This window comes from Pseudomonas sp. 2995-3, from assembly GCF_002742565.1.
In the GTDB taxonomy this organism is placed as follows: domain Bacteria; phylum Pseudomonadota; class Gammaproteobacteria; order Pseudomonadales; family Pseudomonadaceae; genus Aquipseudomonas; species Aquipseudomonas edaphica.
This window is the reverse complement of sequence record NZ_LJSB01000081.1, coordinates 20,371-43,107: the sequence shown is the minus strand read 5'-3', so window position 1 is coordinate 43,107 and position 22,737 is coordinate 20,371. Positions and strand designations below refer to the sequence as shown.

The window sequence follows — 22,737 nt, the reverse complement described above, 5'->3', positions numbered from 1 at the left end:
TCCTATTGTGGCGGCTGCCATGGGCTGCCGGTGAGGTAGGCGCGCAGCAACGCACGCTGGGCCGGCGACATCGAGCGCACGACCGGCATGAACAGCGTGGTGCCTTTGTAGGCGTCCGAGGTGCGCGCCAAAATCGCGTTTTTGGCGCCCATGATCGCGTCGGGCTGGTTGAGCGGTACGTAGCGCGACATGGCGGGGAAGGCCAGGTAGTGAAAGCGCAACACGTTCGGGTAAACCTGTGCCCAGGTGATGGTGCTGCCCTTGGCTATGCCGAAATCAGTCTGGGCGTATTTGCGCAAGTTGGTGAAGAAGGCGCCATCGTCCACGCCGTTGGCCGTGCAGGTCAGCGCGACAAAACCGGCCTGGCCGGCACTGCCGCTTTTGAGCGTGACCGGGAAGCTCACCGTCTGTTGCCCGGGATTCACGGTCAGAGACGTGGGGAAGTTAAGGAAGTCAAAATACTGCTTTTGATCGTAAGCCCCCGGCGCGCTGGCTGCGAGGCTCACCTTGATGGCGTTGGGCACTGGTCCGCCCAGGTAGCTGACGCGCAAGGTGATGGTCAAACCAGTGGGGTAGTCCTCCAGGTACACATTGCGCTGGTCGGCATACACCCGGTACGTCGCTTCGGTGGCGTTGAGTTTTTTACCGTTTACTGCATTGGGGGCGGTGATGTTCAGCGCCGTGGTCCTCACGGCTTGCTGTTGGCTGGTATTCAGGGGCAGGTCAACGATACCGCCATACACGTAGTAATTGACCAGCGGGCTGGCGGTGGGATTGAGTGTCGTCAGCGGCGCGGCACCGGCGGCAATGGTCACCGGCCCGTAATTGGCATTCGGCCCGATGGGGCTGGTGATGTCATCGCGCACGGCGCGGAAGGTTTGCTTGGGGATGACGTTGACCATATCGAGGCTCAGCAAACCGTTGTTGCCCAGCGCCGCATAGGCGGCGTTGCCCGTGGCCTGGTTGACTATCTGGCGGCCTGGCTGGCAGCCCGGCAACTCGCCGGCAAACGCCGGGGCCAGGGTGCCGATCACCCGGCCGATGCTCGGGTTAGGCGTATATTTACCGGCGGCGTAATCGGCGTCCAACTGCGCCGTGGTCATCTGCGGGCACATCTCAAACATCACAAACCGCAAGACAATGCCCGTCGCCCCCGGCGCCTGGATAATCGCCTTGAGGCCGGCGCTGTTCTGGTTCCAGCTGACGATACTGCTCAGCGGGAAGGTCAACTGGAACGTGCCACTGGCATGGAACGAGCCCGGTGCGTCCATTTTTGCCGGGTCGAGCACGCGGCCGGTCACGTCGTAACTGCTGCACACCGCATTGTTGCGGATCAGCAACTGGATGTTGTCGTTGCCACCAATTTGCAGGCCACCGACAAAGATCTGCGTGGTGGTCGAGGCGCTGGGGTCCAGGTCCACCATCATCGGGCCGGAGACCGGGCCTTGGCCGGTCACGGGGTCTACCGAGCCGAGCAGATACACCGGCTGGCCAATCAGGTCGCCGGTGGTGCTGATGTTGCCCGGCACACCTTGGGAACTGATCAGGGCGTTCTGCATGTCCACCACATGCTGGCCATAGTGGTTCCAGCCGCCGGCGGTGTAGTAGTTGCCGGCCGGCGCGTTGATCATGTTGTTCAGTTGGTCATCGGTATAAGACTGCGCACCCGGCGCCAGGGTCGAGGTGGTCAGGTCGAACAGCGGCCAGTTCGGGTTGCCATTGAACGGGATGGTCGGCGAGTTGTTCGGCAAGCTCACGTCGGTGCGGATGCCGCCCCAGAAATTCAGTCGTGGTCCATTGAGGATGCTCATGGTCTATTCCTTGTCCGTGGCGTGTGGGGTGACGGGCGGGTTGGCAAATTTGAACAGGTACGAGAAGTCAGACTTGAACGGGCTCTTCACCGGCGTGGCCATGGAATGGCAATTCATGCAGCTGCTGTTGGGCTGGATATAACTCTCCATGGTCACGTTGGCCGACAGCGCCGGTGTCGGCTGGCCCAGTGGGTTGCTCGGGTTGTTGGGCATCAGCGGGCGCTGGGTGGTGATCAGCTGGTAGTACTTCAAGACGCTGCGTTGCAGGCCGGGGTTGGCTTGGTAATTGGCATTCACCCAGCCTGTGGCGTCGGCAATCGGCGTTACGCGGTTAAGCGGGTTCGGCGTCTTGAACGTGGTGCCGGGCTTGGGCACACAGACCAGTTGCGTGCCCTGGGTCTGCCAGTTGCACGGCGACTGGTTGAGCGTGGCGGCCGGGGCCAACGGGGTGTAGTAGGAATACGCCGTACCGGACACCGGCTGATCGACCCACTGGCCATTGACCTTGGCCTTGGGCGGCACGTTTTCGATCTGCTCGAAGGTCGACCAGATCCACTGCGGGTAGCCATTGACCTTGGTAATGATATGCAGGCCCACCAGCCCCAGATACGCCTCGGTCACCCCGGTGCGTTGGCCCTGGCTGTTGAAGGTGGCCACGCGCGCAATCTGCGTCAGGTAATGGCTGGCGTTGTCCCTGGGCGTGAGGATACGCCAGCTCGATTTGATCTCGATCACCCCATTGGGGAAGCTGATGTTATTGGCTTTGGACACCACATTCGCGTTGTAGAAGCGGTTGCCGACAATGTAGTTATAGGACGCCTGGTTGGCCGAGATATCGTAGTAGGTCGGGTTGCCCGCCTGGTCGATCAGCCAGCCACCGACCGCCTGGTCGATGGAGTTGACCAGCGAACTGTTCTTCAACGCAGCGATATTAATGATGCCCAGGCTGCGGGCCGTCAGCGGGCTGTTCCACGGCCCAGGGTTGGCGGCGCCCGGCAGGAAGATCTCACTGACGGTCTTGTAGGTCTGCCACACGGTGTAGCCAGAATCCCCAGGCTGTTTGTTGCAGTTGGGCGTGCCACGCTGCCCGTCCTGGGCCGGCCAGTTCAGGGCGACGAACATCTGCCAGCTGTATTGATCGAACTGGTCCTGCGGCGCATTCGCGGCGGGGGCGCTGGTGGGTGGCTGGCAGTTGAGCTGCGTGGCCAGTGTCGACGGCTGCGGTGCTTCGCGCGCCAGGGCCGGCAGGCTGACCAGCCCCAGCAGCATCACACTCAGTAGTGTTTTCATGATGATCTTCCTCAAGGCTTACGCTGCATCAACTGGTTCCATTGCGCCTTATGGCCGTTGCTCTGGGAGGCCGGCGGCTCGAACAGCTGGCAAGGCGGCGGGTTGGACGGGCACATCGCAGCCACTTGGTCCCAGGTCTGCCTGGGGTCGGGTTTGGCGATACGGAAGTTGGTGTAGTTCTGGCTCACGATCGGCGCATTGGCCACGCTGGTGTCCCCGGAAAAGAAGAACGACTGCGGCGAACGGTAGGGTGGTGCGCCGGTCTGGCGCTTGTTGAAGGCATAACCAAACAGGATCGGCCCCGACGGTGATTGCAGGTCCAGGGCATAGGCCTGCACGCTGGCGTTGAGGTTTTTGCTGCGCTCGGCGCTGTAGGGCAGGTGCTCGATAAAGTCCTGGCGCGGTGGGTGGTTCATCGGCGAAAACATGCAGCAGGCCGGCATGTCTTTCGGGCGGTCCTGCGGGTAAGTCAAAAAGTACGCCTTGTTGCCCAGGGACACGAACGAGCAGGTGTAGTTGTTGTTCTTGATCGGGAAGATCGGCAGGCAGTACTTCTCGTAGTGCTCCATCATCGCGCCGAAGCCGTCGCCATCCGGCGGGATATACGTGGTGTCGTAGTAGCTCGTCCCGCGCGAGACCGTGTAGTCGGCAGGTGTGAGGGTCGAGGGTGGATTGCTATAGGGCGGCGGGTTTTTCGCGTAGTTGTTCATGACCCGGTACATCGTCCAGTCGCTGATCCATTGCGCCGGGAAAAACGGATCGGACGGCTCGCCTGGCGCGCGTTTGGCGATGCAGTTGCCGTTCTGCGCGTTGCACCCTTCGCTGTTGTGTACACCATTGGTGAAGTACACGGCGCCGCTGTCGTCGGCGGCAAACGCGGCGGGGCTGAGCAGCACAAACAGCAGCAACAGTCGGCTCAAAAGGCTGGTGTTCATAGGACACTCCTGTGGGGGGCCGGGCAGCCGTCAGGCCACCCGGCGCTCCTGCGTGTGGCTTAGTGGTAGTCGCTCATGCTCAATTGCACGGGCGGGTAGTTGCGTTTCACCAAGGCTTGCGCCCACAACTCCAGTACGGCTCGACGGCTTTGCGGCATGTCTCGCGTAATGGGCATCGCCAGGGTGCTTTCTTCCTGATAGGGCTTGCTGATCAACACAATCAGTTGGTCCACCGCGCCCTCAATGCGCGACAAGGAGTTGAGCGGCATGAACTTGCTCATGATCGGGTACAGGTAATAAAACGGCTGCAGGATGAAGGGGTAGATGAAGGTCTCCCAGATCAGCTGGCCGGCGTTTTCGCGTTGATAAATCAGGTTCCAGGCGTTGACGAAGTTCTGCTGCAACTGCGGTTCCAGCGGCAGCACCCGCAGCGGCGCGAGGAAGTCGGTGAAGGCCGTGGGCAGCGGGAAGCTGAACGGGATCGCCGGTGCCTGCTGACCTTCCTGCACAAAGAAACGCAAGGTCGGAAAACCCGGCGCCTGGGCGGTGACGGTCAGGTTGGCGATGCCGTTGGCGTCGGTCTGGATCTTCGCCAGGCTGTATTGCACCGTATTGTTGAGCGGGTCTTGCAAGGTGCCTTGCATGGCGATCGGGTTGGCGAACGTGAGCGTCGGGCTTAAGGCCACTGCCGCAGGTGTCGGTAAAAATTCCTGGTAGGTCACCGGCGTCATTTGATCGGCCGACACCGCCAGCCGCGTGGCCATCAATTGGCGACCGGTGCCCTCGGTCACGTGGCTGCGCAGCGTTGTTGCGCCTTGAAATTGCGGCCAATTGGCGCTGTTATTGGCCGGGTTGGCCGGGTCGTTGTTGAACAGGGTGAAGTTGGCCGCGTTGCTGAAGGCCAGGTAATAGTCGGTGGTACACAGCATGTAGGCATTGCCGTATTCGGCCACCCACAACGTGGTGCCGGCAGGCGCGGGCAGGCCGTCGTATTGCACCATCACCTGCAGGGTTTTGGTGTCGCCCACGTCGATAAAGCTCGCGCTCTCGACGACTTCGGCGGTCCACATCTGCTGGGTCGCGGCGATCACGGGCGTGGTGCCGGGCTGTTGCAGTTCCAGGGTGCCGGTTTGCAGGAGTGCCTGGGCGTCCACGCCCAGCGGCAGGTCGAGGATGCCCGAGCGTTTGTCGAAGGCCGCCTGTTGATAATCGTCATAACCAAAACTGGCCAGCGGGCTGAATTGCGTGCCCTGGCGGATGCCGATCTGGTAATTGCCGGCCTGGAATTTGGCCGCGACCGGGATGTCGGCCGTCTTGTCGATCGGGTAGAACGGGAAGGCATTGCCCAGGTCCAGCGACAGGGTGTTGTCGTGGGCCTGCGCCGAGATCACCCCGAGCTGCGCCTGGGTGGCCGTGCCCGGCGAGGTCTTGTAGATGGGCACTGCACCGGCCGGTACCAGGCGCCGGCCGGCGGGGGCGGTGGGGAACTCATCGTCGAGCCACAGGCCCAGGGTGCCGACCGTGCGGCTATAGGCCGGGTTGAAGAAGATATCGCCGACGTTATCCAGCCCCTGTTGGTACATGGCCTGCACCTGGGCCTGGGCCGCCGCGCTGGAGGAGTGGGTGTCGATCGGCGGGTAGTTGTTGAGGATGCCGTTCTTGTCGTAGCACGTCAGGTAGGTCGAAAAACGGAACATCAAGCCCTTGGCATTTTGCTGCGCCATCTGGGTCTGCAGGTTTTGCAGCAAGGCGGAATTGCCGATCACCCATTCCAGGTTCTCTTTGGGGAAACAGGTTTGCCAGGTGGTGGTCACGTAGGCCAGGCCACCGAGGTTGGCCCAGTTGAAGTTGAGGAAACGGTCGAGCATGCGGAACTGGCGATTGAGCGTCAGGCCGCACTCGGCGTTGCCCAGCACCAGCTTGTCGAAGTACAGCGCGGTAAAAGTGTTCTGCCAGGGGCTCACGTCGACAAAGCGCGCCGGCGAGCTGGGGGCACCGCCGAAGGGGTTGCCGAGCAACTGGAAGCTCTGGTTGATCAGCGGGTCCTGGTCCACATAGCCACCGCCGGGTAACTCGCCGCCGGTGATCACCGACTGGGTCTGGTTGTAGCTCACGGTGCCGCAGGCATTGTCGCCGAACAGGTTCCACTCGCCAGGGATCATCGGCGTGGTCAACTGCCCGGCATTGCCTGGCACCTGCATCACGTAGTCGGGCACGCTGGCGGGCGGCAGCGGGGCGATGGTCCAGGGCAGCAAGGTGCTGGCGGCATTCAGTGGCGTGATGTCGAAGGCCTTCAAGAACGGCCAGTTCATCTGCATTTTTACCGCATCGTACAGCGGGTACATGTCGTTGTTGTTGGCGGTCGGCGGGTTCCAGAACATATGGCCGCCCAGGTAGATACGCGGGAAATTCAAGACGCTCATGTGAGGCTCCTTAACGTTGCCACTGGGCGCGTTTGAGCGACCAGACAAAGTCCAGTTTGTGGTAGCCGACAAAGTCGGAGGCGGGCAACGGCGCGGTGGGGTAGACGATGCCGCCGTCTTTGTTCAAGGCGAAATTGAAGTAGCCCTGCTTGGGCGAATAGGCCGCGGTGCCATGGCAGGCAAAGCATGAAGATTCACTTTGGAACGCCGATTCCAGCTGGGAGTTGGCCAGTAACGTTGGCGTGGTGTTGGATTGCACGCCTATCAGCTCGTACTGCGCCAACGCCGGGTATTGAGCCTGGAAGGTGGCGTTCACCGGCTGCGCCGCCGCTGTTGGCCCGGTGCTGTTGGTCATCGGCGCGGCGGGTGCGGCGTTGGTCACCGTGTACTGGCTGTTGTTACGGTTTTCGAAGGTGGTCCACACCCAATCGGGGTTCAGCTTGTTGATCACATGCAAGCCGCTCAGCGCCGCATAGCCAACCTGATACTGCTTGCCCTGCTGGTAGTAGGCCTGGGCAATGTAGTAACCCTGGCTGGCCAGTTGTTGCTGGTAGGCCGTGTCGTTACCGATCCACAACCACGCGGCTTTCAGCTCCCAGGCGGTGGAGGGGAAGTTCAGGTCGCTGGTGAGTGCGGCCTGGCCGTTCACGTTGTAGACCTTCTGCTGCACGATGTACTCGAACGTGTCCTGGCCCATCAGCAGTTGGAAGCGCACCGGCTGGCCTTTCTCGGCTGCCGGCACCTGGCCGCCCATTTGCAGGATGAGCCCGTCCACCTGTTGCGTGGCGTTGAGGTTATGCAAGATTCGGTTGGGGTTCATGCCCATCGCCTGGGCCTGGCTCAGCACGGCGGCGGGTGGCGGCACGCTTTGGCCATACGGCAGCGGTTGGGCGCCGTTAGGCAGGTAGACCTGGTCTGACGGTTTGAGGGTTTCCCAGACCCGGTCAGGGCTTTGTGCGCCGGCAGGCTGGTTCAGGCAGGCAAACCAGTTCCAGGCGAGGGTGTCGGGGCCTTGGGTGAAGGCGGCCCGGGTGGCGTCGAGATTGCCTCCAAACTGCAGAAAGTTGCTGCAATCGAAGGGGGTGGGGTCCTGTGCCTGGGCCAATCCGGCCAGTGCGCTCAGGACCGTTATAGATAAGGCTCGCCGCATGAAAGCTCCTTGGCATTCGCCAGTTCGAGGTGAGGGCGCCCCAGGAAGTGCTCCAGGAGCAGTTGCTTGACTGCCGTCGCCGCCAGTTGCTGCGGCAACGCCAGGTCGCAATTGGTGATCAGCAGCGGGCCGGTCTGCGCACTGCTGGGCAGACGACCATGGCTGCCACGGACTAACCCTGTGTCCAGTGGGATCAGGTCCATGTAGTAGCGAAAACCGAGCTTTTTTTGCAGCAGGCGGCGCGCCACTTTGAGCTTGGGCAAGCGAATGGCCGGGTCGATAAACAACTCGACCGGGTCGTAGCCGGGCTTGCGGTGAATGTCCACGGTGCGCGCAAAATCCGGCGCTTTGCGTTCGTCCAGCCAGTAGTAGTAATCGAACCAGAACCCGGCGGCGGCCACGGCCACCAGCTCGCCGCTGCGTGGATGGTCGAGCTGCCAAACGCGTTGTTCGGCTTTGTCCAGCACCTGCTCGATGCCGGGCTGGCGCTGCAACAGGGCTTTGACGCGCGGGATGTCTTGCGCGTGCTTTACGTAGATATGCGCGACCTGATGGTCCGCCACCGCAAACGCCGCGCTGGCGCCGGGGTCGAGCAGTTCCCAGCTCAAGGATTGGCGCACCTGCAACAGGCCTTCGGCGCGCAGCACGCGGTTGATCGACACCGACTGCGCGACGGCTTCGATGCCGTACTCAGACAGCAGCATCACCGCCGCACCCTGGGCCTCGGCGAAGGCCAGCAAACGCCCGACTTCGTGGTCGATGGCGCGCACTTCATCAGCAATCGACGGGTGCTCAGGCCCCACGCGCTGCAAGCTGTAATCAAGGTGCGGCAGGTAGATCAATTGCAGGTGCGGCCGGCTGATCTGGAACTCGGCCATGGCGCACTCGACAATCCAGCGGCTCGACGCGATGCCCGCCGCCGGCCCCCAAAAACCATGGAAGGGGAACTCGCCAATCTGTGCCTCGATCTGCTCATGCAACCCGGGCGGCGACGAATACAGGCCAAATTGCTTGCGCCCATCGGCCGGGTAATGCGGGCGCGGTGTGATGGAGGCGTCCACATCGGCGTACATGTTGTACCACCAGAACAACTGGCTGCAGCGAAAGCCCGGCATTTCACGCTTGAGGGTGTGCCAGACCTTTTCGCCCTGGATCAGCGCATTGGGTTGCAGCCAGAAACGCACTTCGGCCTGGTCGCGAAAGTACCAGCCATTGCCGACGATCCCATGCTGCGACGGCGGCGCGCCGGTGAGGATCGAGGCCTGCACCGTGGACGTCACGGCAGGGAACACCGGTTGCAGGCTGGCCATCTTGGCGGTCTTGAGCAGCGCGTTGATCTGCGGCGTCGCCTCGCCCAGCAGCGACGGCGTCAGCCCGACCACATTGATCAGCAGCAGCGGTTGCTCAGAGCGCATCGGCATACGCCTCCTGCATCAGGGTTTGCAGCAGGTTGCGCTGGCGCAATTGGCTCTCGACCCAACGCAGCTCGGCGGCGATGCCTTCCAGCTGCGCCTGTTGCGTGGTGGGCCGCAGTTGCGCGGGCAACACGCCCCAGCTGTAGGTTTCCACCTCCAGCACCGGGCGGAACTCAGTGTGGGCGGCCAGGTAGTCGAAGGTCTGGGCCAGGGCCGCCTGGCTGCCGCGCAGCTCGGGCAACAGCAAGTGTTCGCTGAACAGCGGGATATGGAAGTGAATGCGCAGTTCAGCGAACCCGGTGCAACCTTGCAATGCCGCCGGCAGATCGGCCCAGGCCACGCGACGGCCCTGTGCATCGAGTGCCTTGACCTGGTGCAGGTAGGTGGCTTCGGCAAAGCTTGCGAGGGTGTCGAGCACGGCTTCGCGCCGAACGGCATCGTCGGGCGGCAAGTGGCAGATCATCGCATTGGACAGCTGGACCTTGCCCACCGGCACGCCGGCGGCACGCAGCCGTTCCAGGGATTGATAACAATCCTCGAACATCACCGCTTGGTGGCACACATCAAAACACAGCGCCAGGTAGGCATGGTTCGGGTCCATGGCCTGCCGGTGCTGGAAGAATGCGAGGGTCTGCTCGGTATTTTCCAGCACACAGTCGGGCTCCATCTCCAGGCAGAACACAATTTTCTTGCCGGTTTTGTGGTGCAGCCTGGCAAGTGCGGCTGTGAGTTGGCTGAGGTGTTCATCGGCGCGCAGTTGCCGCGCTTTGCTCCAGGTTGCGGCATAGCCCAGCGGCACCGTGGAAATCACCCCTTGGCGGCAATCGTCGGGCAGGGCGTGGGCAAGGATGCGCGCCAGGTCCAGGCTGTAAGCCAGCCGTTGCGGGTCGGCCCAACTGGGCAAATACACCTCGGCCTTCACCGCGCCCTGGTGGAAGTCGCCATAGGGAAAACCGTTCAGTGAGGTCAGGCGCACGCCGCTTTGCTTGAGTAACAGCACAAACTGCGTGCGCGCAGGGGCGTGCTGTAATTGCGCCGCCGCCTGGGCGCAGATCCACAGGCCGCTGTCTTGTTGGGCCAGCCCGCGCAAGGTGCGCACGCCCTGAAAATGCTCGGTGATGGAGGCGCGCAGCCCGGCCAGGTCGCGTGCCGGGTGTACATTGCTGCAATAGCCGATCTGGCTGGCCGCCCAGCCCTTGGCGGCGCTCATTTGACCACCGGGTCCTGGCCACGCAGGGCCGAGTTTTCTTGCCATTGCTTGCGTTGGTCGATGGGCAGCGGCGTGCTCACCAGGGCCTTGTCGAGTTGGCCGCTCTGGGCAAAAAAATCCACCGGGTTATGGAACAGCACCTGTTCCACCTGGGCTGCACTGAAGCCGGCCGCGAGCATCGCCTGGCCGGTCTTGGGCACCTTGAGCGGGTCGCTGATGCCCCAGTCCGCCGCGCTGTTGACCACCATTTTTTCGGTGCCGTATTCCTGCAGCAACGCGACCATGCGCTGCTCCGACATCTTGGTGTTGGGGTAGATCGAATGGCCGCGCCAGCAGTCGCTGTCGAGCACCAGCGGCAAGGTCAGTTCGTTGAGGTGGTCGATGATTACCAGGTGTTCGGCAATCCCCACTTCGCGGATGACGGCGAGGGTGCGTTTGGTGCCGCCGATCTTGTCACGGTGCGGCGTGTGCACCAGCACCGGCAGGTTGAATTGCTTGGCCAGTTCCAGTTGCGCGGCGAGGAAGCGGTCCTCTTCGGGGGTGATGTCGTCGTAGCCGATTTCACCCACCGCCACCACGCCATCCTTGACCAGGTAACGCGGCAGAATCTCCAGCACTTCATTGGCAATCGACAGGTCATTGGCCTCCTTGGGGTTCAGGCCGATGGTGCAGAAGTGATGGATGCCGAACATGCTCGCGCGAAAGCGTTCCCAACCCAGCAGCGTGTCGAAATAGTCGACGAAACTGCCCAGGCTGGTGCGCGCCTGGCCCTGCCAGAATGCCGGTTCGATGACCCCGGTGATGCCGGCGGCGGCCATGTTCTGGTAGTCGTCGGTGGTGCGGCTGACCATATGGATATGCGGATCGAAGTACTTGAGCATGGTGAATCCTCGTCAAGGGAAGGCGATGTGCATCAGTTCAGGTTGGCGTGCCATTCGGGCGGCAGGCGCAGGCCGCGCAAGCGCTGTAGTTGCGCCGGGCTGAGCAGGTCAAAGGCGATCGCTTTGGGTAAGCCTGGGGACACGGTGCGTGAGGCCGCGAGCTGTTCGTCGAGCAGGTCGAGGGCGAGCTGGTTGAGGGTCACGCTGTGGTGTTGCGCCAGGTTCACCAGGCGCCCGATGTCGAGGCCCATGCCGAGCGCCTTGAGCACCAGTTGGTGAAAGGCGCGTTCCGGGTAATGACGTGACGGGTAGGCGGTGTCGAGGGCGAGCGCGGCAAACACCTGCGGGTTGCTGGTGCGCCCGGCCTGCAACGCCAGCTCCAGGCACAGCCCGTCGCGGTCGAGCCAGTCGAGGGCGCTGAGCAGGGCGATTTTTTCCTGGTCATCGCCCCACAGGAACAGTTGGCGCAGCAGCGGCAGGTGATCGTCTGCCGGCGTGTGTTCCAGCGCCTTGGCCACCACCAGTGCCCGGGCTGGCGCGACAACGGCGGCAGGCAACTGGCGTTTGCACTGGTCGCACAGCAGCGCCGCCGTTGAAGCATGCGGTTGTTCTTCAAGCTGTGCATGTGCCTGCAACCACCAATGCAGCTGCGTGGCATCCAGCCGTTGGGTGAGGCTCAAGCGAAGGTCGGCGAGGTTATCCGGGCGCATGTTCATGTCGGCTTGATCCAACGCTGAAAGTGGGGAAGCAGGAAAAACACCAGCACACACACCAGGCTGCCCAATGGCTGATTGGCCACCGCCAGCACCAGTGCATCGAACAACGGCAGAGCGGCCAAACCTGCGCCGATAAACGCGCGCACCTGGTGCTGTTGCGGGTGGGCCAGGTGTTTCCAGTAATGCCAGCCCAACCAGCCCAGCCACAGCAGCAATACCGGCCAGAACCACAGGTTGTTGGAGTAGAGCGCCAGGGCCAGCGGGCTGAGCATCAACAGCAGCGGCAGGCGGCTGATCAGTTGGTTGCGGTGCTCCTGGCGGGCCAGGTAGGTCAGGCCGCTGATGTACACGCCAAGCAGAATCGCGCACAGCCAGATCGGCTCCGGCGGCACCGCCAGGCTGGCGGCGGCGGTGAGGTACAGCGCCGAGCGGCAGGCGCCCATCAGCCACACGCTGTGCGCATATTTTTTGTGCAGCAGGTTGTAGCCGAAGATGCAGCCCACCAGCAGCACCACGCCGCCGAGCAACCAATGCGGCGTGTCGATCAAGCGGCTCAGGCCCAGCACCGCCGCTGCCGCGAGTACCAGCAGCAAGGTTGTGGCCAGGCCGACTTGTTGACGGCTGGCAAGTCCCAGGGTAATGGGGCGCGGGTTGTGGTGTTGCTCGTCCCAGTCGGCATCCAGCAGGTCATTCAAGAACATGCCGGCCAGGTACAGCAGCGACAAGGTGGTCAACAGCAGCACCCACACCAGCGAGGAGGGCGGCGCCAAGGCCCCGGCACTGCTGGCGAGCAGGGCGGCGGCCAGGGTGTTGGTCCACACCGTCGGCAGGTTGGACACGCGGCCGAGGGTCATCCAGGTTTTCATCGGGCTCATCGCGCGTAGTCCTCGGTGGCCGCCAGTGCCGGGCTGCTGTGGGCCGCCAGCCGTTGCAGCGCCGTTTGCATTTTTGCGCTGTCGATTGCATGCAGGTCCACCGATTGGCCGATGCAGGTGAGCATGGGGATCGACAGTTGCCCGCCCAAGTGCTGGCGAAATTCCTCCAGGCCGAGCAACAGCGGTGAGCGGCCCTGTGCGTCGGTCACACTCAGTTCCGGCGGGCACAGGTTGAAGCCCAACGTGTGCAGCAGGCTCATCACCCGCTCAGTTTCGGAATCGCTCAACAGGCCCAGTGCGTTCGCGTAAAGCCCATCCAGCGCCATGCCCACGGCTACTGCTTCGCCATGGCGCAGCCGGTGGTGGCTAAGGTTTTCCAGTTTGTGCGCGGCCCAATGCCCATAATCCAGCGGGCGGCCGTTACCGCGCTCGAACGGGTCACCGGCGCCGGTGATATGCCCCAGGTGCAGCTCGGCGCAACGGCGAATCGCGTAGCGGCTGGCCGCGTGGTCGAAGTGGGCGAGGGCGCTGGCATTGGCTTCCATCCACTCGAAGAACGCGGCGTCCTTGATCAGCGCCACTTTCACCGCTTCGGCCAGCCCGGCGATCTGGTCGCGGCGGGTGAGGCTGGTGAGCAACTGGAAGTCGTTGATCACGGCGGTGGCGGGGTAGAACGCGCCGAGCAGGTTCTTCTGGCCAAAGGCATTGATGCCGTTTTTGACGCCGATACCGGCATCGTTCTGGGCCAGCACTGTGCTGGGGATGCGGATCAGCCGAATGCCCCGGTGGAAGGTCGCGCAGGCGTAACCCACCGAATCCAGCACCGCGCCGCCGCCCAGGGCGAGCACGTAGCAATGCCGGTCCAGGCCGTGTTGCAGCATGTCGCTGTAGAGCTGCTGCAACACCTCTGAGGTTTTACTCAATTCACCGGCCGGTACGGCGATGGGCGCGGCGAGCAACTGCAGATCGGCATGGGCCGCGAAGTAGGCGTCGATCTGGTCGCGCAACGCGGGCGCGCTGTGCAGCAGTTGCTCGTCGGCGAACACCATCACTGTCACTTGGCCGCTGTGCGCTGCGGTGAGTTGCTGGTGCAAGCATGGGTTGTGCGGGTCGAACAGGTGGTCGGTGAAGATCACCGGGTAGTCATAAGCGACCGTGAACCGCCCACGCAGAGGCTGATCCCCACTTGGCTTGCGTTTGAGCAGGCTGTAAATCGCCACAAACGCCAGCGGCAACACCATGCTGGCCAGCACCGTGACCAGCAATGAATTCTGCTCGATCAGGAAGGTGCCGATGGCCGTGTAGGCCAGCGCCAGGCCGGCATTGGCCAACGTGGTGATCAGCAAAAAGGCCCGCAGCGGGTAGCGCTGCATCCCGGCGGCCACCACCGAGGTTTCCGCCAGCACCGGTACACCGCGCAGGCAAATCAACGACAGCGTGCCCAAGCGGTACGCCAACTGCCCGGGCGAGCGCTGATGCAAGCCAAGGCGGCCGGACAGCAAACGAAAATAACCGGCGCCCAACGCATACCCCAAGCCTGCACCCAGGCACAGACCGATAAAAATCACCAGGTAACCGCCAATGCTGCCGAGCATGGCCACCGCCAGCAACGCCACCATGCTCGACGGCACCGGCAACACCACGTCCAGCGCGAGCAGGGCGACCAGCAGCAGGGCCAGGTTGAACGCCTGGGCAGGCGAGGACGGTTGGTACAGGTTGAGGTGAATCAGGAAGTCTTGGATTTGTTGTTCAAACAACAGAAAGCTGGCAATCACCAGCGCAGAAAAGCACACCAATGACAGCCAAAAGTGTTCGGCTGGCGCCTTTTTCGAGCATGCACGATACCACCGGCTGCGCTTCATCAAAGCATCCCTTTTGAGTATTGAGACTTAAGTTCCGTGTCTGTGTTTGCGCCGTTTTTAGAGCAATAAAACCCCTCACCTGGCTGGCAGGTTTTGTGCGTAATGGCTGATGGCTTTCACGGTATTCATGAACGTAGCCGGTTGTGGTTGTTTTGCAAGTTTGTGCGGGCGGGAGTTTAAAAAGGGCGCTTGAGTGGAGCAGGAGTGGCGATGATTATTCAATATTTACAATTAGTTGTATGGCTTTTTTGTCGGCGTCAAGAAGCTGTTGGTGAGGGGCTTTGAAAGTAACAAGTTGATTACATAACGGTGGGGTTTGTTTGGTTAATTATTGCGGCTGGCTATAACAAGTTTATGCGCGCGTAGTTGTCGAGAACTATTCCGTTTAGTGGGTGCGACGATGGTCAATTGTGGGAGCTGGCTTGCCTGCGATAGCGGTGTATAAGTTAGAAAATCAGGTGCAGATATACCGCCATCGCAGGCAAGCCAGCTCCCACATTTTTTTACCGCGTTTAAGCCATTGCCTTGGTGGGTTTCAGGCACTCGATAGAGCGATCCACCGTGGTGCGGGCAAGCTCCAGCAAATGCCACACCGCCAGAATCTTCGCCCGTTCGGGGCTGGCGAGCATTTCACTGCAATTGAGTGTGGTGGCCGAAGCGCTGTCGAGCAGGCTGGCGGTGTAGAGCAAGGCGTCTTCAAAGCTCAGGTCTTCGATCACGCTGTGAACGCCGGGGGTGGGCAGGTAATGGTCGAGGGCGCGGTTGAAGGCGGCGCGGTCTTTGGCGCAATTGCGGGGTGGGTCGGGAACAATTTTCTTCATCGTTTAGTACCTGTCTGGTCAAGGAGCCGACACGCTTCGCGACTAAACGAGGGTGGCGGCTGTACGCAGGTTAGTCGACCGGTCAGAACAGGAACCCGGCGCGCCCGAAGGCGCCCTGCGCACAGCCACCATAAACTTCGGAGGACGATGCGCCTGTTCTGAAACCGGGCGACTAAACCCGATCACTGATGAGCAGTGACGGATCGCAGACTAGCCATCGATTCCAACAGGCACAAGGCGGCAGGGATTGTCTAGGAAACGTCCTGCAATTAAAAGGGACGCGCCTTGCTGGCCCTTTACAAACCATGTCGAAAGGCCACTGACTGATCAGCCACACGGAGCAGCAGCCACACGATCCAATGTGGGAGCTGGCTTGCCTGCGATAGCGGTATATCTGCACCTAATTTTCTGTCTGATACACCGCTATCGCAGGCAAGCCAGCTCCCACATTTTTGACCGTGTTTAAGCCATTGCTTTTGCAGGTTTCAGGCACTCGATAGAGCGATCCACCGTGGTGCGGGCAAGCTCCAGCAAATGCCACACCATCAGGATCTTCGCGCGTTCGGGGCTGGCGAGCATTTCACTGCAATTGAGTGTGGTGGCCGACCCTTATGAGGTGCTCTCTCGGTTGATCAGGCTATTCGCTAATTCGATATACCTATTTTGGGCCTCACGTTGTGACGTACCTTTTAGTTTGTTCCAAGCTTCCCATTTAGCTTTTCCTGCAAAATCAGTGAAGCCAGGCCTTGCAGAGTCATTGTCACCCTGTGTGGATTGTTTGTATAACCCATACAGTTCAACAAGTTCATCGTCGGCTGGTCGTTTTGATAACCGTTTGACCGCTTCCACTGCTGAGTCGAAATCTGCAATGCTCATGGTGCCTCCAAGGTATTTAACCGGGTTAGGTGTGCGCTTCAAATAGTAAGTGGCAGGCGTAAACGATACGCCTGGTATAAATGACAGTTATCAATACCTGTTGGCTATAAGCGCCACGCTTAATGGCGCTGATTTATTCGCGCAACCTCGCCTCATCCCACAAACCGAAACCCACCCGACAGTTTCTCCTTCAGGTACCCCACCAACGCACTCACCGACTTCGGCACATGGGGCGAATACGGGCGGATCAAGTAAATCTCATCGGCAAACGCGCCCTTGAGCGTCCAGCCCTTGAGCACTTGCACCAACGTGCCGCTGGCCAGCGCCGCCTGGGCGCTGAAGTCCGGGAGCAGGGCGATGCCCAGGTGGTTGAGCGCCGAGTCGCGCAGGGCTTCGCTGTTGTTGGTGGAAAAACTGCCGGCGATGGGCACGGTGACGCGTTCGACTTTTTTGCCGCCGCGCTCGAATGTCCAGGCCGGCTGGTCGGCGCCGCGTGGGTAGTAGAGGCAGTTGTGGGCGCTGAGGTCGGCAGGCTCGCGGGGTTCGCCGTGGCGCTGCAGGTAGTCCTGGGTGGCGACCAGCACCGAGCCGGTGTCGCACAACTTCCAGGCCACGTGGGTTTCTGGCACCTGAAAGCCGTGGCGCACCGCCAGGTCGTAACCTTCGGCTGTCAGTGAACTCAGGGCATCCGACACGTCCAGTTGAATACGCACTTGCGGGTATTGCTGCAGGAATTCCGACAGATGCGGCACCAACTGCTGCCGGGCAAACGCCACCGGCGCGGTGAGGCGCACCAGCCCGCGAATCTCTCCGGCCGAGTCGCGCACCGACGAGAAACTGCGGGCGATATGTTCGTAGGCGCTGCGCACTTCGCGGGTCAACGACAGCCCCGCATCGGTAAGCCGCACACTGCGCGTGGTGCGGGTGACCAGGCGGGTGCCGGTGGCCTTTTCCAGGTCCGAGATGCGCTGGCTGACGGCCGACTTGCTCACCCCCAGGCGCGCTGCGGCGGCGGTATAGGTGCCTTGCTCCTCCAGCACCGACAACCAGTGAATATGGGTCCACAGCCCTTCGATCTCGGATTTTTCCATGATGCTATTGTTCGCTTGCAAGGACAATAAGTTCAGGATTCTGCTCTGGTTTGGAACAAACTGAAAGCCTATCGTGTGCCTCAACGCTACCCACCTGGGATCACCTGCCATGACCAGTACGATCGAGCACTACATCAACGACCAACGCGTGAGCCGCGATGATCGCTATCAGGACGTCTACAACCCAGCCACCGGCGAAATCACCGGCCGCGTCGCCCTGGCCAGCCGCCAGACCGTCGGTGAAGCCGTCGCCGCTGCCCAGGCCGCGTTCGCCGGTTGGGCCGATACGCCACCAATCCGCCGCGCTCGCGTTTTGTTCGAGTACCTGCACTTGCTGCGTGAACGCAAGGACGACCTGGCGCGCATCATCGTCGCCGAGCACGGCAAAGTCTTCACCGATGCCCAGGGTGAAGTTGACCGTGGCATCGATATTCTGGAATTCGCCTGCGGCATTCCCAACCTGCTCAAGGGCGAGCATTCTGACCAGGTTTCCCGTGGTATGGACAACTGGACGATGCGCCAGCCGCTGGGCGTGGTTGCCGGCGTCACGCCGTTCAACTTCCCGGTGATGGTACCGATGTGGATGTACCCGATTGCCATTGCGGCAGGCAACACCTTTATCCTCAAGCCAAGCCCGACCGACCCGAGCGCCTCGCTGTTCATGGCCGAGTTGCTGCGTGAAGCCGGCCTGCCCAAAGGCGTGTTCAACGTGGTGCAGGGCGATAAAGAATCGGTGGATGCCCTGCTCGAACACCCGGACGTCAAGGCCATGAGCTTCGTCGGCTCCACGCCGATTGCCCAATACATCTACGAAACCGGCGCGCGCAACGGCAAGCGCGTACAAGGCCTGGGCGGCGCGAAAAACCACATGGTGGTGATGCCCGACGCCGACATCGAAAAAACCGTGGATGCGCTGATGGGCGCCGCCTACGGCAGTGCCGGCGAGCGCTGCATGGCGATTTCCGTCGCCGTGTTGGTAGGCGATGTGGGTGACAAAGTCATCGCTTCCTTGACCGAGCGTGCCAAGCAATTGCGCATCACCGACGGCCGCGATTTGAAGGCTGAAATGGGCCCGATCGTGTCCCGCGCCGCATTGGAACGCATCAGCGGCTACATCGAACAAGGCGTGCAAGCCGGCGCGCAATTGCTGCTCGACGGGCGTGATTACGTGCCAACCGAGGCAGGCTTGGAAAACGGCTTCTGGCTCGGCGCGACCTTGTTCGACCACGTGACCCAAGACATGAGCATCTACCGCGAAGAAATCTTCGGCCCGGTGCTGGCCTGCGTGCGCGTGAATGACTTTGCCGAGGCGATCAAGCTGGTCAACGACCACGAGTTCGGCAACGGCGTCAGCTGCTTCACCCGCGACGGCAACATCGCCCGCGAATTCGCCCGGCGCATCGAAGTGGGCATGGTCGGCATCAACGTGCCGATTCCGGTGCCGATGGCCTGGCACGGCTTTGGTGGCTGGAAGAAGAGTCTGTTTGGCGACATGCATGCCTACGGCACGGAAGGTGTGCGTTTTTACACCAAGCAGAAGTCGATCATGCAGCGCTGGTCGGAGAGCATTGAGCAGGGCGCGGAGTTTGCGATGCCGGTGTCGAAATAACTTAAATACACTGCAGGTCAATGGTGGGAGCTGGCAAGCCAGCTCCCACATTGGCGCGACCCTGTCAGCGCCGCCCCGTCCGCGTACTCACATCCACCCACACCGCCAGCACCAGAATGCTGCCCTTCACAATCATCTGCCAGTAGCTGTCCACGTCCAGCATCGACATGCCGTTATCCAGGCTGGTAATCACCAGCGCGCCGAGCAACGCGCCATACACCGTGCCCGAGCCGCCGCGCATGGAGGTGCCGCCGATAAAACACGCGGCAATCGCATCCAGTTCGCCCATATTGCCCGCCGACGGCGAACCCGCAGCCAGGCGCGCGGTGTTGACGAGGCCGGCGAGGGCGCACATCACGCCCATGATGCCGAAGATCCACAGTTTTACCGCCTGCACGTTGATGCCCGACAGGCGTGTGGCTTCCATATTGCTGCCCACCGCGTAAACGCGACGGCCGAACACGGTCTGGCTGGTGACGTAGCTGAACACGCCGAGCAGCACCAGCAACAGCAGCACCGGCACGGGGATGCCGTCGTAACTGTTGAGGGTGGTGACGAAGCCGGCCAGCACTGCGCCGATCACAGCCACGCGCAACAGGTCACGCACCAACGAATGCGCCGCCAGGCCATGCAGTGCGCGGTTGCGCCGTTGCTTCCAGGTCAGGAACAGGGTCAAGGCAAACAGCAACACGCCCAGCCCCACACCGACGGCATGCGGCAAATACCCCTGGCCCACATACACCAGCGACGGCGACACCGGCGCAATGGTGGTACCGCCGGTAATGCCGAGCAAAATCCCGCGAAACGCCAACATGCCGCCCAGGCCGACAATGAACGAGGGGATGCGCAGGTAGGCGGTCATGTAGCCGTTGGCCAGGCCGATCATCAAACCGCACAGCGCCACCAGGCTCAGGTTGGCCAGTAGCGGAATGTGGTAGACCACGTCCAGAATCGCCGCCAGCCCGCCCAATAACCCCAACAGTGAACCCACCGACAAATCGATCTCGCCGCTGATGATCACCAGCACCATGCCGCACGCCAGGATCCCGGTGATCGACATCTGCCGCAGCAGGTTGGACAGGTTGCGCGGCGTGAGAAAGCCGCCTTCGGTCTGCCAACTGAAAAACACCCAGATGATCGCCACTGCGATCACCAGGGCGAGCATTTTGTAGCGGGTAAAAAGGTGTTTGACCTGGTTCATCTACGCGGTTTTCCCATTCTTATTGTGTTGGCTGAGCGCAGCGGCGAGCACCTGTTCCTGGGTGAGCCCCTGGTTGATGAAGTCTCCACGCAACTGGCCGTCGCCAATCACCAGCACGCGGTTGGAAACCCCCAGCACTTCGGCCAGTTCCGAGGAGACCATGATGATCGATACACCCTCGGCGGCCAGCGCGCCCATCAGTTTGTAGATCTCATACTTGGCGCCCACATCCACGCCGCGTGTGGGCTCGTCGAGGATCAACACCCGTGGCTTGGCCATGAGCATTTTCGCCAGCACGGCCTTTTGCTGGTTGCCACCGGACAGGCTGGTGACCGGCAAAAACGGGCTGGCGGTCTTGAGGTGCAGGCGCGCGATTTGCTGGTCGATGCTGCCAAGCTCGGCCTCGGCGTCGATGCGGGTCATATGCGCGTAGCGGTCGAGCACCGCCAGGGTGATGTTCTGGCCCACGCCGAAGTCGGGAATGATGCCTTGGCGCTTGCGGTCTTCGGGCACCATGCACAGCCCGGCGCGGATCGATTTGAGCGGCGTGCGCGTGTCGATCAGTTGGCCGTCCAGCCATACTTCGGCGCTGTAGCGGCCGGGGTAGGCGCCGAACAAGGCCGACACCAGTTCCGTGCGCCCGGCACCGACCAGCCCGGCAATGCCGAGAATTTCCCCGCGCTTGAGCACGAAAGAAACATCGTCCACGCGTTTGCGCTTGGGGTTGTCGACGTCATAGCAGGTGACGTTGCGCGCCTCGAAAATCACCTCACCGACTGCATGGGGCTCGGTGGGGTAAAGGTTGCTCATCTCGCGGCCGACCATCTGCGTGATGATCTGCGCGATATCCATGTCGGCCATGGCCGTGGTCGCGATGTGCTTGCCATCGCGAATCACTGCGATGGTGTCGCACACGGCCGCCACTTCATCGAGCTTGTGAGAGATGTACACGCAGGCCACGCCCTTGGCCTTGAGACCTCGGATAATGTCGAGCAGCACTTCGATTTCCGAACGGGTCAGGGCCGAGGAGGGCTCGTCGAGGATCAACAGGCGCGCCTGTTTGTTCAGCGCCTTGGCGATTTCCACCAGTTGCTGGTAACCGCCGCCGTATTGCGACACCGGCAGCGCCACATTCATGTCCGGCACCTTGAGTTCGCGCATCAGCGCTTCGGCGCGCTGCAGCATGGCCGGGTAGTTCATGCGCCCGCCGGGCAGGGTCAATTCGTGGCCCATGAAGATGTTTTCGGCCACCGACAAGTCCGGCACCAGGGTCAGTTCCTGGTGAATGATAACGATGCCGGCGGCCTCGGTTTCGCTGATGGAATGGGCTTTAAGCGGCTGCCCGTCCCAGAGTATTTCCCCTTCCCAGGTGCCATACGGGTAGACCGCCGACAGCACCTTCATCAAGGTGGATTTGCCGGCACCGTTTTCACCGCACAGGCCGACGCATTCCCCCGGCCGTACCTTGATATCGATGCCGTTCAGAGCGTTGACACCGCCAAACGTTTTGACGATGCCGTTCATTTGCAGCAAGTAGTCGGCCATGGCGGTCACTGCCCGGCAATCTGCTCTTTGGTATAGAAACCATCCTTCTCCAGCAGGTCGATATTGGCCTTGGTCAGCGGGGTCGGCGTGAGCAGGATGGTGTCGACTTTTTTGCTGCCATTATCGTATTGCGAGCTGTAGGTAGGTTTTTCATTACGCGCAAGCTGTACCGAGAGCTTCGCGGCTTCGGTGGCGATCAGCTTGAGAGGCTTGTACACGGTCATGGTCTGGGTGCCGTCGATCACGCGCTTGACGGCGGCGAGGTCGGCGTCCTGGCCGGAAATCGGCACCTTGCCTGCCAGTTTCTGCGCGGCCAGGGCCTGGATCGCGCCGCCGGCGGTGGCGTCGTTGGAGGCCACAATGGCATCGATCTTATTGTCGTTTCGGGTCAGGGCGTTTTCGACGATGCTCAGGGCCTCGGTGGGGTTCCATTCCTTGACCCATTGCTGGCCGACAATCTTGATATCGCCCTTGTCGATGGCCGGTTGCAGCACCTTCATCTGGCCTTCGCGCAGCACTTTGGCGTTGTTGTCGGTGGGCGCGCCGCCGAGCAAAAAGTAATTGCCCTTGGGCGCCGCTTGCAGCACGCCGTTGGCCTGCATCTCGCCGACTTTTTCGTTATCGAAGGAGATATAGGCGTCAATATCGGCGTTGAGAATCAGGCGGTCATAGGACACCACCTTGATCCCGGCCTTCTTGGCTTCGGCGACGGCGTTGGTCAGCACGGTGGCGTTGAACGGCACGATGACGATCACGTCAACGCCGCGAGAGATGAGGTTTTCGATCTGCGAGATTTGCTTCTGCTCGTTGGCATCGGCCGACTGCACAAACACCTTGGCGTCGAGCTTTTCGGCCGCGGCGACAAAGTAATCGCGGTCGCGGGACCAGCGCTCCAGGCGCAGGTCGTCGATGGAAAAGCCGATTTTCGGGTGGGCCGAGTCGGCCATCACCGGCAGGGCGAGCAGGGCCAGGGCAGTGGCGAGCAGGGTACGTTTGAATGCTTTCATGGTGGTGCGTCCTTTTATT

Annotated in this window: 18 protein-coding genes; 1 reads left to right on the top strand and 17 read right to left on the bottom strand. The window is 61.6% G+C overall.

Annotation, left to right across the window (positions count from 1 at the left end; translation table 11 throughout):
* Positions 1-2 precede the first annotated feature (2 nt).
* From AOA62_RS04075 to AOA62_RS04010, 14 genes are all read right to left on the bottom strand, one after another.
* Positions 3-1,811 carry a hypothetical protein gene (locus tag AOA62_RS04075; RefSeq protein ID WP_099547924.1) on the bottom strand — a complete coding sequence of 603 codons (1,809 nt, stop codon included), beginning with the start codon at positions 1,809-1,811 and terminating at the stop codon, positions 3-5.
* Between the two features lie 3 nt (positions 1,812-1,814).
* Positions 1,815-3,101: a hypothetical protein gene (locus AOA62_RS04070; protein WP_017136545.1), complete on the bottom strand. Its 1,287-nt coding sequence runs from the start codon at positions 3,099-3,101 to the stop codon at positions 1,815-1,817.
* An 11-nt stretch (positions 3,102-3,112) separates the two neighbouring features.
* On the bottom strand, positions 3,113-4,036 hold the full coding sequence (locus AOA62_RS04065) for a hypothetical protein (RefSeq protein ID WP_099547923.1): 924 nt from the start codon (positions 4,034-4,036) through the stop codon (positions 3,113-3,115).
* Positions 4,037-4,095: 59 nt separating this feature from the next.
* Complete coding sequence (locus tag AOA62_RS04060) at positions 4,096-6,459, bottom strand: hypothetical protein (protein ID WP_099547922.1); 2,364 nt, start codon at positions 6,457-6,459, stop codon at positions 4,096-4,098.
* Positions 6,460-6,469: 10 nt separating this feature from the next.
* Entirely contained in the window at positions 6,470-7,609 is a 1,140-nt protein-coding gene (locus AOA62_RS04055; protein ID WP_099547921.1) for a hypothetical protein, read from the bottom strand.
* The gene (locus tag AOA62_RS04050; protein ID WP_099548036.1) at positions 7,588-9,024 is read right to left on the bottom strand and encodes an alkaline phosphatase family protein; all 1,437 of its coding nucleotides are present in this window, start codon (positions 9,022-9,024) and stop codon (positions 7,588-7,590) included. Before AOA62_RS04050 ends, AOA62_RS04055 begins: the two co-directional genes overlap by 22 nt.
* Positions 9,014-10,234, bottom strand: coding sequence for a metabolite traffic protein EboE (eboE, locus tag AOA62_RS04045; protein WP_099547920.1), 1,221 nt, complete (start codon positions 10,232-10,234; stop codon positions 9,014-9,016). Before eboE ends, AOA62_RS04050 begins: the two co-directional genes overlap by 11 nt.
* Positions 10,231-11,115, bottom strand: coding sequence for a TatD family hydrolase (locus tag AOA62_RS04040; protein ID WP_099547919.1), 885 nt, complete (start codon positions 11,113-11,115; stop codon positions 10,231-10,233). The genes eboE and AOA62_RS04040 overlap by 4 nt, the downstream gene beginning before the upstream one ends.
* Positions 11,116-11,147: 32 nt before the next feature.
* Complete coding sequence (locus tag AOA62_RS04035) at positions 11,148-11,831, bottom strand: EboA domain-containing protein (RefSeq protein ID WP_099547918.1); 684 nt, start codon at positions 11,829-11,831, stop codon at positions 11,148-11,150.
* Positions 11,828-12,697 (bottom strand): UbiA family prenyltransferase, encoded by an 870-nt coding sequence (locus tag AOA62_RS04030; protein ID WP_099548035.1) that lies wholly within the window; start codon positions 12,695-12,697, stop codon positions 11,828-11,830. The genes AOA62_RS04035 and AOA62_RS04030 overlap by 4 nt, the downstream gene beginning before the upstream one ends.
* Positions 12,698-12,702: 5 nt before the next feature.
* Positions 12,703-14,568 carry a 3-dehydroquinate synthase gene (locus tag AOA62_RS04025; protein WP_099547917.1) on the bottom strand — a complete coding sequence of 622 codons (1,866 nt, stop codon included), beginning with the start codon at positions 14,566-14,568 and terminating at the stop codon, positions 12,703-12,705.
* 512 nt (positions 14,569-15,080) lie between these two features.
* The gene (locus tag AOA62_RS04020) at positions 15,081-15,389 is read right to left on the bottom strand and encodes a hypothetical protein (protein WP_099547916.1); all 309 of its coding nucleotides are present in this window, start codon (positions 15,387-15,389) and stop codon (positions 15,081-15,083) included.
* A 609-nt stretch (positions 15,390-15,998) separates the two neighbouring features.
* Positions 15,999-16,265: an acyl-CoA-binding protein gene (locus AOA62_RS04015; protein ID WP_099547915.1), complete on the bottom strand. Its 267-nt coding sequence runs from the start codon at positions 16,263-16,265 to the stop codon at positions 15,999-16,001.
* A 152-nt stretch (positions 16,266-16,417) separates the two neighbouring features.
* Complete coding sequence (locus AOA62_RS04010) at positions 16,418-17,356, bottom strand: LysR family transcriptional regulator (RefSeq protein ID WP_099547914.1); 939 nt, start codon at positions 17,354-17,356, stop codon at positions 16,418-16,420.
* Between the two features lie 109 nt (positions 17,357-17,465).
* On the opposite strand from AOA62_RS04010, the gene AOA62_RS04005 reads away from it, so the two are divergent.
* Positions 17,466-18,965 carry a CoA-acylating methylmalonate-semialdehyde dehydrogenase gene (locus AOA62_RS04005; RefSeq protein WP_099547913.1) on the top strand — a complete coding sequence of 500 codons (1,500 nt, stop codon included), beginning with the start codon at positions 17,466-17,468 and terminating at the stop codon, positions 18,963-18,965.
* A 64-nt stretch (positions 18,966-19,029) separates the two neighbouring features.
* Here AOA62_RS04005 and AOA62_RS04000 read toward each other — a convergent pair whose 3' ends face one another.
* The 3 genes from AOA62_RS04000 to xylF are packed head-to-tail and all read right to left on the bottom strand — an operon-like array spanning position 19,030 to position 22,718.
* Entirely contained in the window at positions 19,030-20,166 is a 1,137-nt protein-coding gene (locus tag AOA62_RS04000; protein ID WP_017136532.1) for a sugar ABC transporter permease, read from the bottom strand.
* Positions 20,167-21,711, bottom strand: a complete 1,545-nt coding sequence (gene xylG / locus AOA62_RS03995; protein ID WP_169988318.1) for a D-xylose ABC transporter ATP-binding protein — start codon at positions 21,709-21,711, stop codon at positions 20,167-20,169. It lies immediately after the preceding gene.
* 5 nt (positions 21,712-21,716) lie between these two features.
* Complete coding sequence (xylF, locus tag AOA62_RS03990; protein WP_017136530.1) at positions 21,717-22,718, bottom strand: D-xylose ABC transporter substrate-binding protein; 1,002 nt, start codon at positions 22,716-22,718, stop codon at positions 21,717-21,719.
* Positions 22,719-22,737: the final 19 nt, after the last annotated feature.

What these genes read in the sequence shown, in the direction of transcription:
- AOA62_RS04030 (WP_099548035.1), bottom strand. Translation starts at nt 12,697, where the DNA reads ATGAAAACCTGGATGACCCTCGGCCGCGTGTCCAACCTGCCGACGGTG.
- AOA62_RS04055 (WP_099547921.1), bottom strand. Translation starts at nt 7,609, where the DNA reads ATGCGGCGAGCCTTATCTATAACGGTCCTGAGCGCACTGGCCGGATTG.
- AOA62_RS04065 (WP_099547923.1), bottom strand. Translation starts at nt 4,036, where the DNA reads ATGAACACCAGCCTTTTGAGCCGACTGTTGCTGCTGTTTGTGCTGCTC.
- AOA62_RS04050 (WP_099548036.1), bottom strand. Translation starts at nt 9,024, where the DNA reads ATGCGCTCTGAGCAACCGCTGCTGCTGATCAATGTGGTCGGGCTGACG.
- AOA62_RS04040 (WP_099547919.1), bottom strand. Translation starts at nt 11,115, where the DNA reads ATGCTCAAGTACTTCGATCCGCATATCCATATGGTCAGCCGCACCACC.
- AOA62_RS04070 (WP_017136545.1), bottom strand. Translation starts at nt 3,101, where the DNA reads ATGAAAACACTACTGAGTGTGATGCTGCTGGGGCTGGTCAGCCTGCCG.
- AOA62_RS04020 (WP_099547916.1), bottom strand. Translation starts at nt 15,389, where the DNA reads ATGAAGAAAATTGTTCCCGACCCACCCCGCAATTGCGCCAAAGACCGC.
- AOA62_RS04060 (WP_099547922.1), bottom strand. Translation starts at nt 6,459, where the DNA reads ATGAGCGTCTTGAATTTCCCGCGTATCTACCTGGGCGGCCATATGTTC.
- xylG (WP_169988318.1), bottom strand. Translation starts at nt 21,711, where the DNA reads ATGGCCGACTACTTGCTGCAAATGAACGGCATCGTCAAAACGTTTGGC.
- AOA62_RS04015 (WP_099547915.1), bottom strand. Translation starts at nt 16,265, where the DNA reads ATGAGCATTGCAGATTTCGACTCAGCAGTGGAAGCGGTCAAACGGTTA.
- AOA62_RS04025 (WP_099547917.1), bottom strand. Translation starts at nt 14,568, where the DNA reads ATGAAGCGCAGCCGGTGGTATCGTGCATGCTCGAAAAAGGCGCCAGCC.
- AOA62_RS04010 (WP_099547914.1), bottom strand. Translation starts at nt 17,356, where the DNA reads ATGGAAAAATCCGAGATCGAAGGGCTGTGGACCCATATTCACTGGTTG.
- AOA62_RS04000 (WP_017136532.1), bottom strand. Translation starts at nt 20,166, where the DNA reads ATGAACCAGGTCAAACACCTTTTTACCCGCTACAAAATGCTCGCCCTG.
- eboE (WP_099547920.1), bottom strand. Translation starts at nt 10,234, where the DNA reads ATGAGCGCCGCCAAGGGCTGGGCGGCCAGCCAGATCGGCTATTGCAGC.
- AOA62_RS04035 (WP_099547918.1), bottom strand. Translation starts at nt 11,831, where the DNA reads ATGAACATGCGCCCGGATAACCTCGCCGACCTTCGCTTGAGCCTCACC.
- AOA62_RS04075 (WP_099547924.1), bottom strand. Translation starts at nt 1,811, where the DNA reads ATGAGCATCCTCAATGGACCACGACTGAATTTCTGGGGCGGCATCCGC.
- AOA62_RS04005 (WP_099547913.1), top strand. Translation starts at nt 17,466, where the DNA reads ATGACCAGTACGATCGAGCACTACATCAACGACCAACGCGTGAGCCGC.
- xylF (WP_017136530.1), bottom strand. Translation starts at nt 22,718, where the DNA reads ATGAAAGCATTCAAACGTACCCTGCTCGCCACTGCCCTGGCCCTGCTC.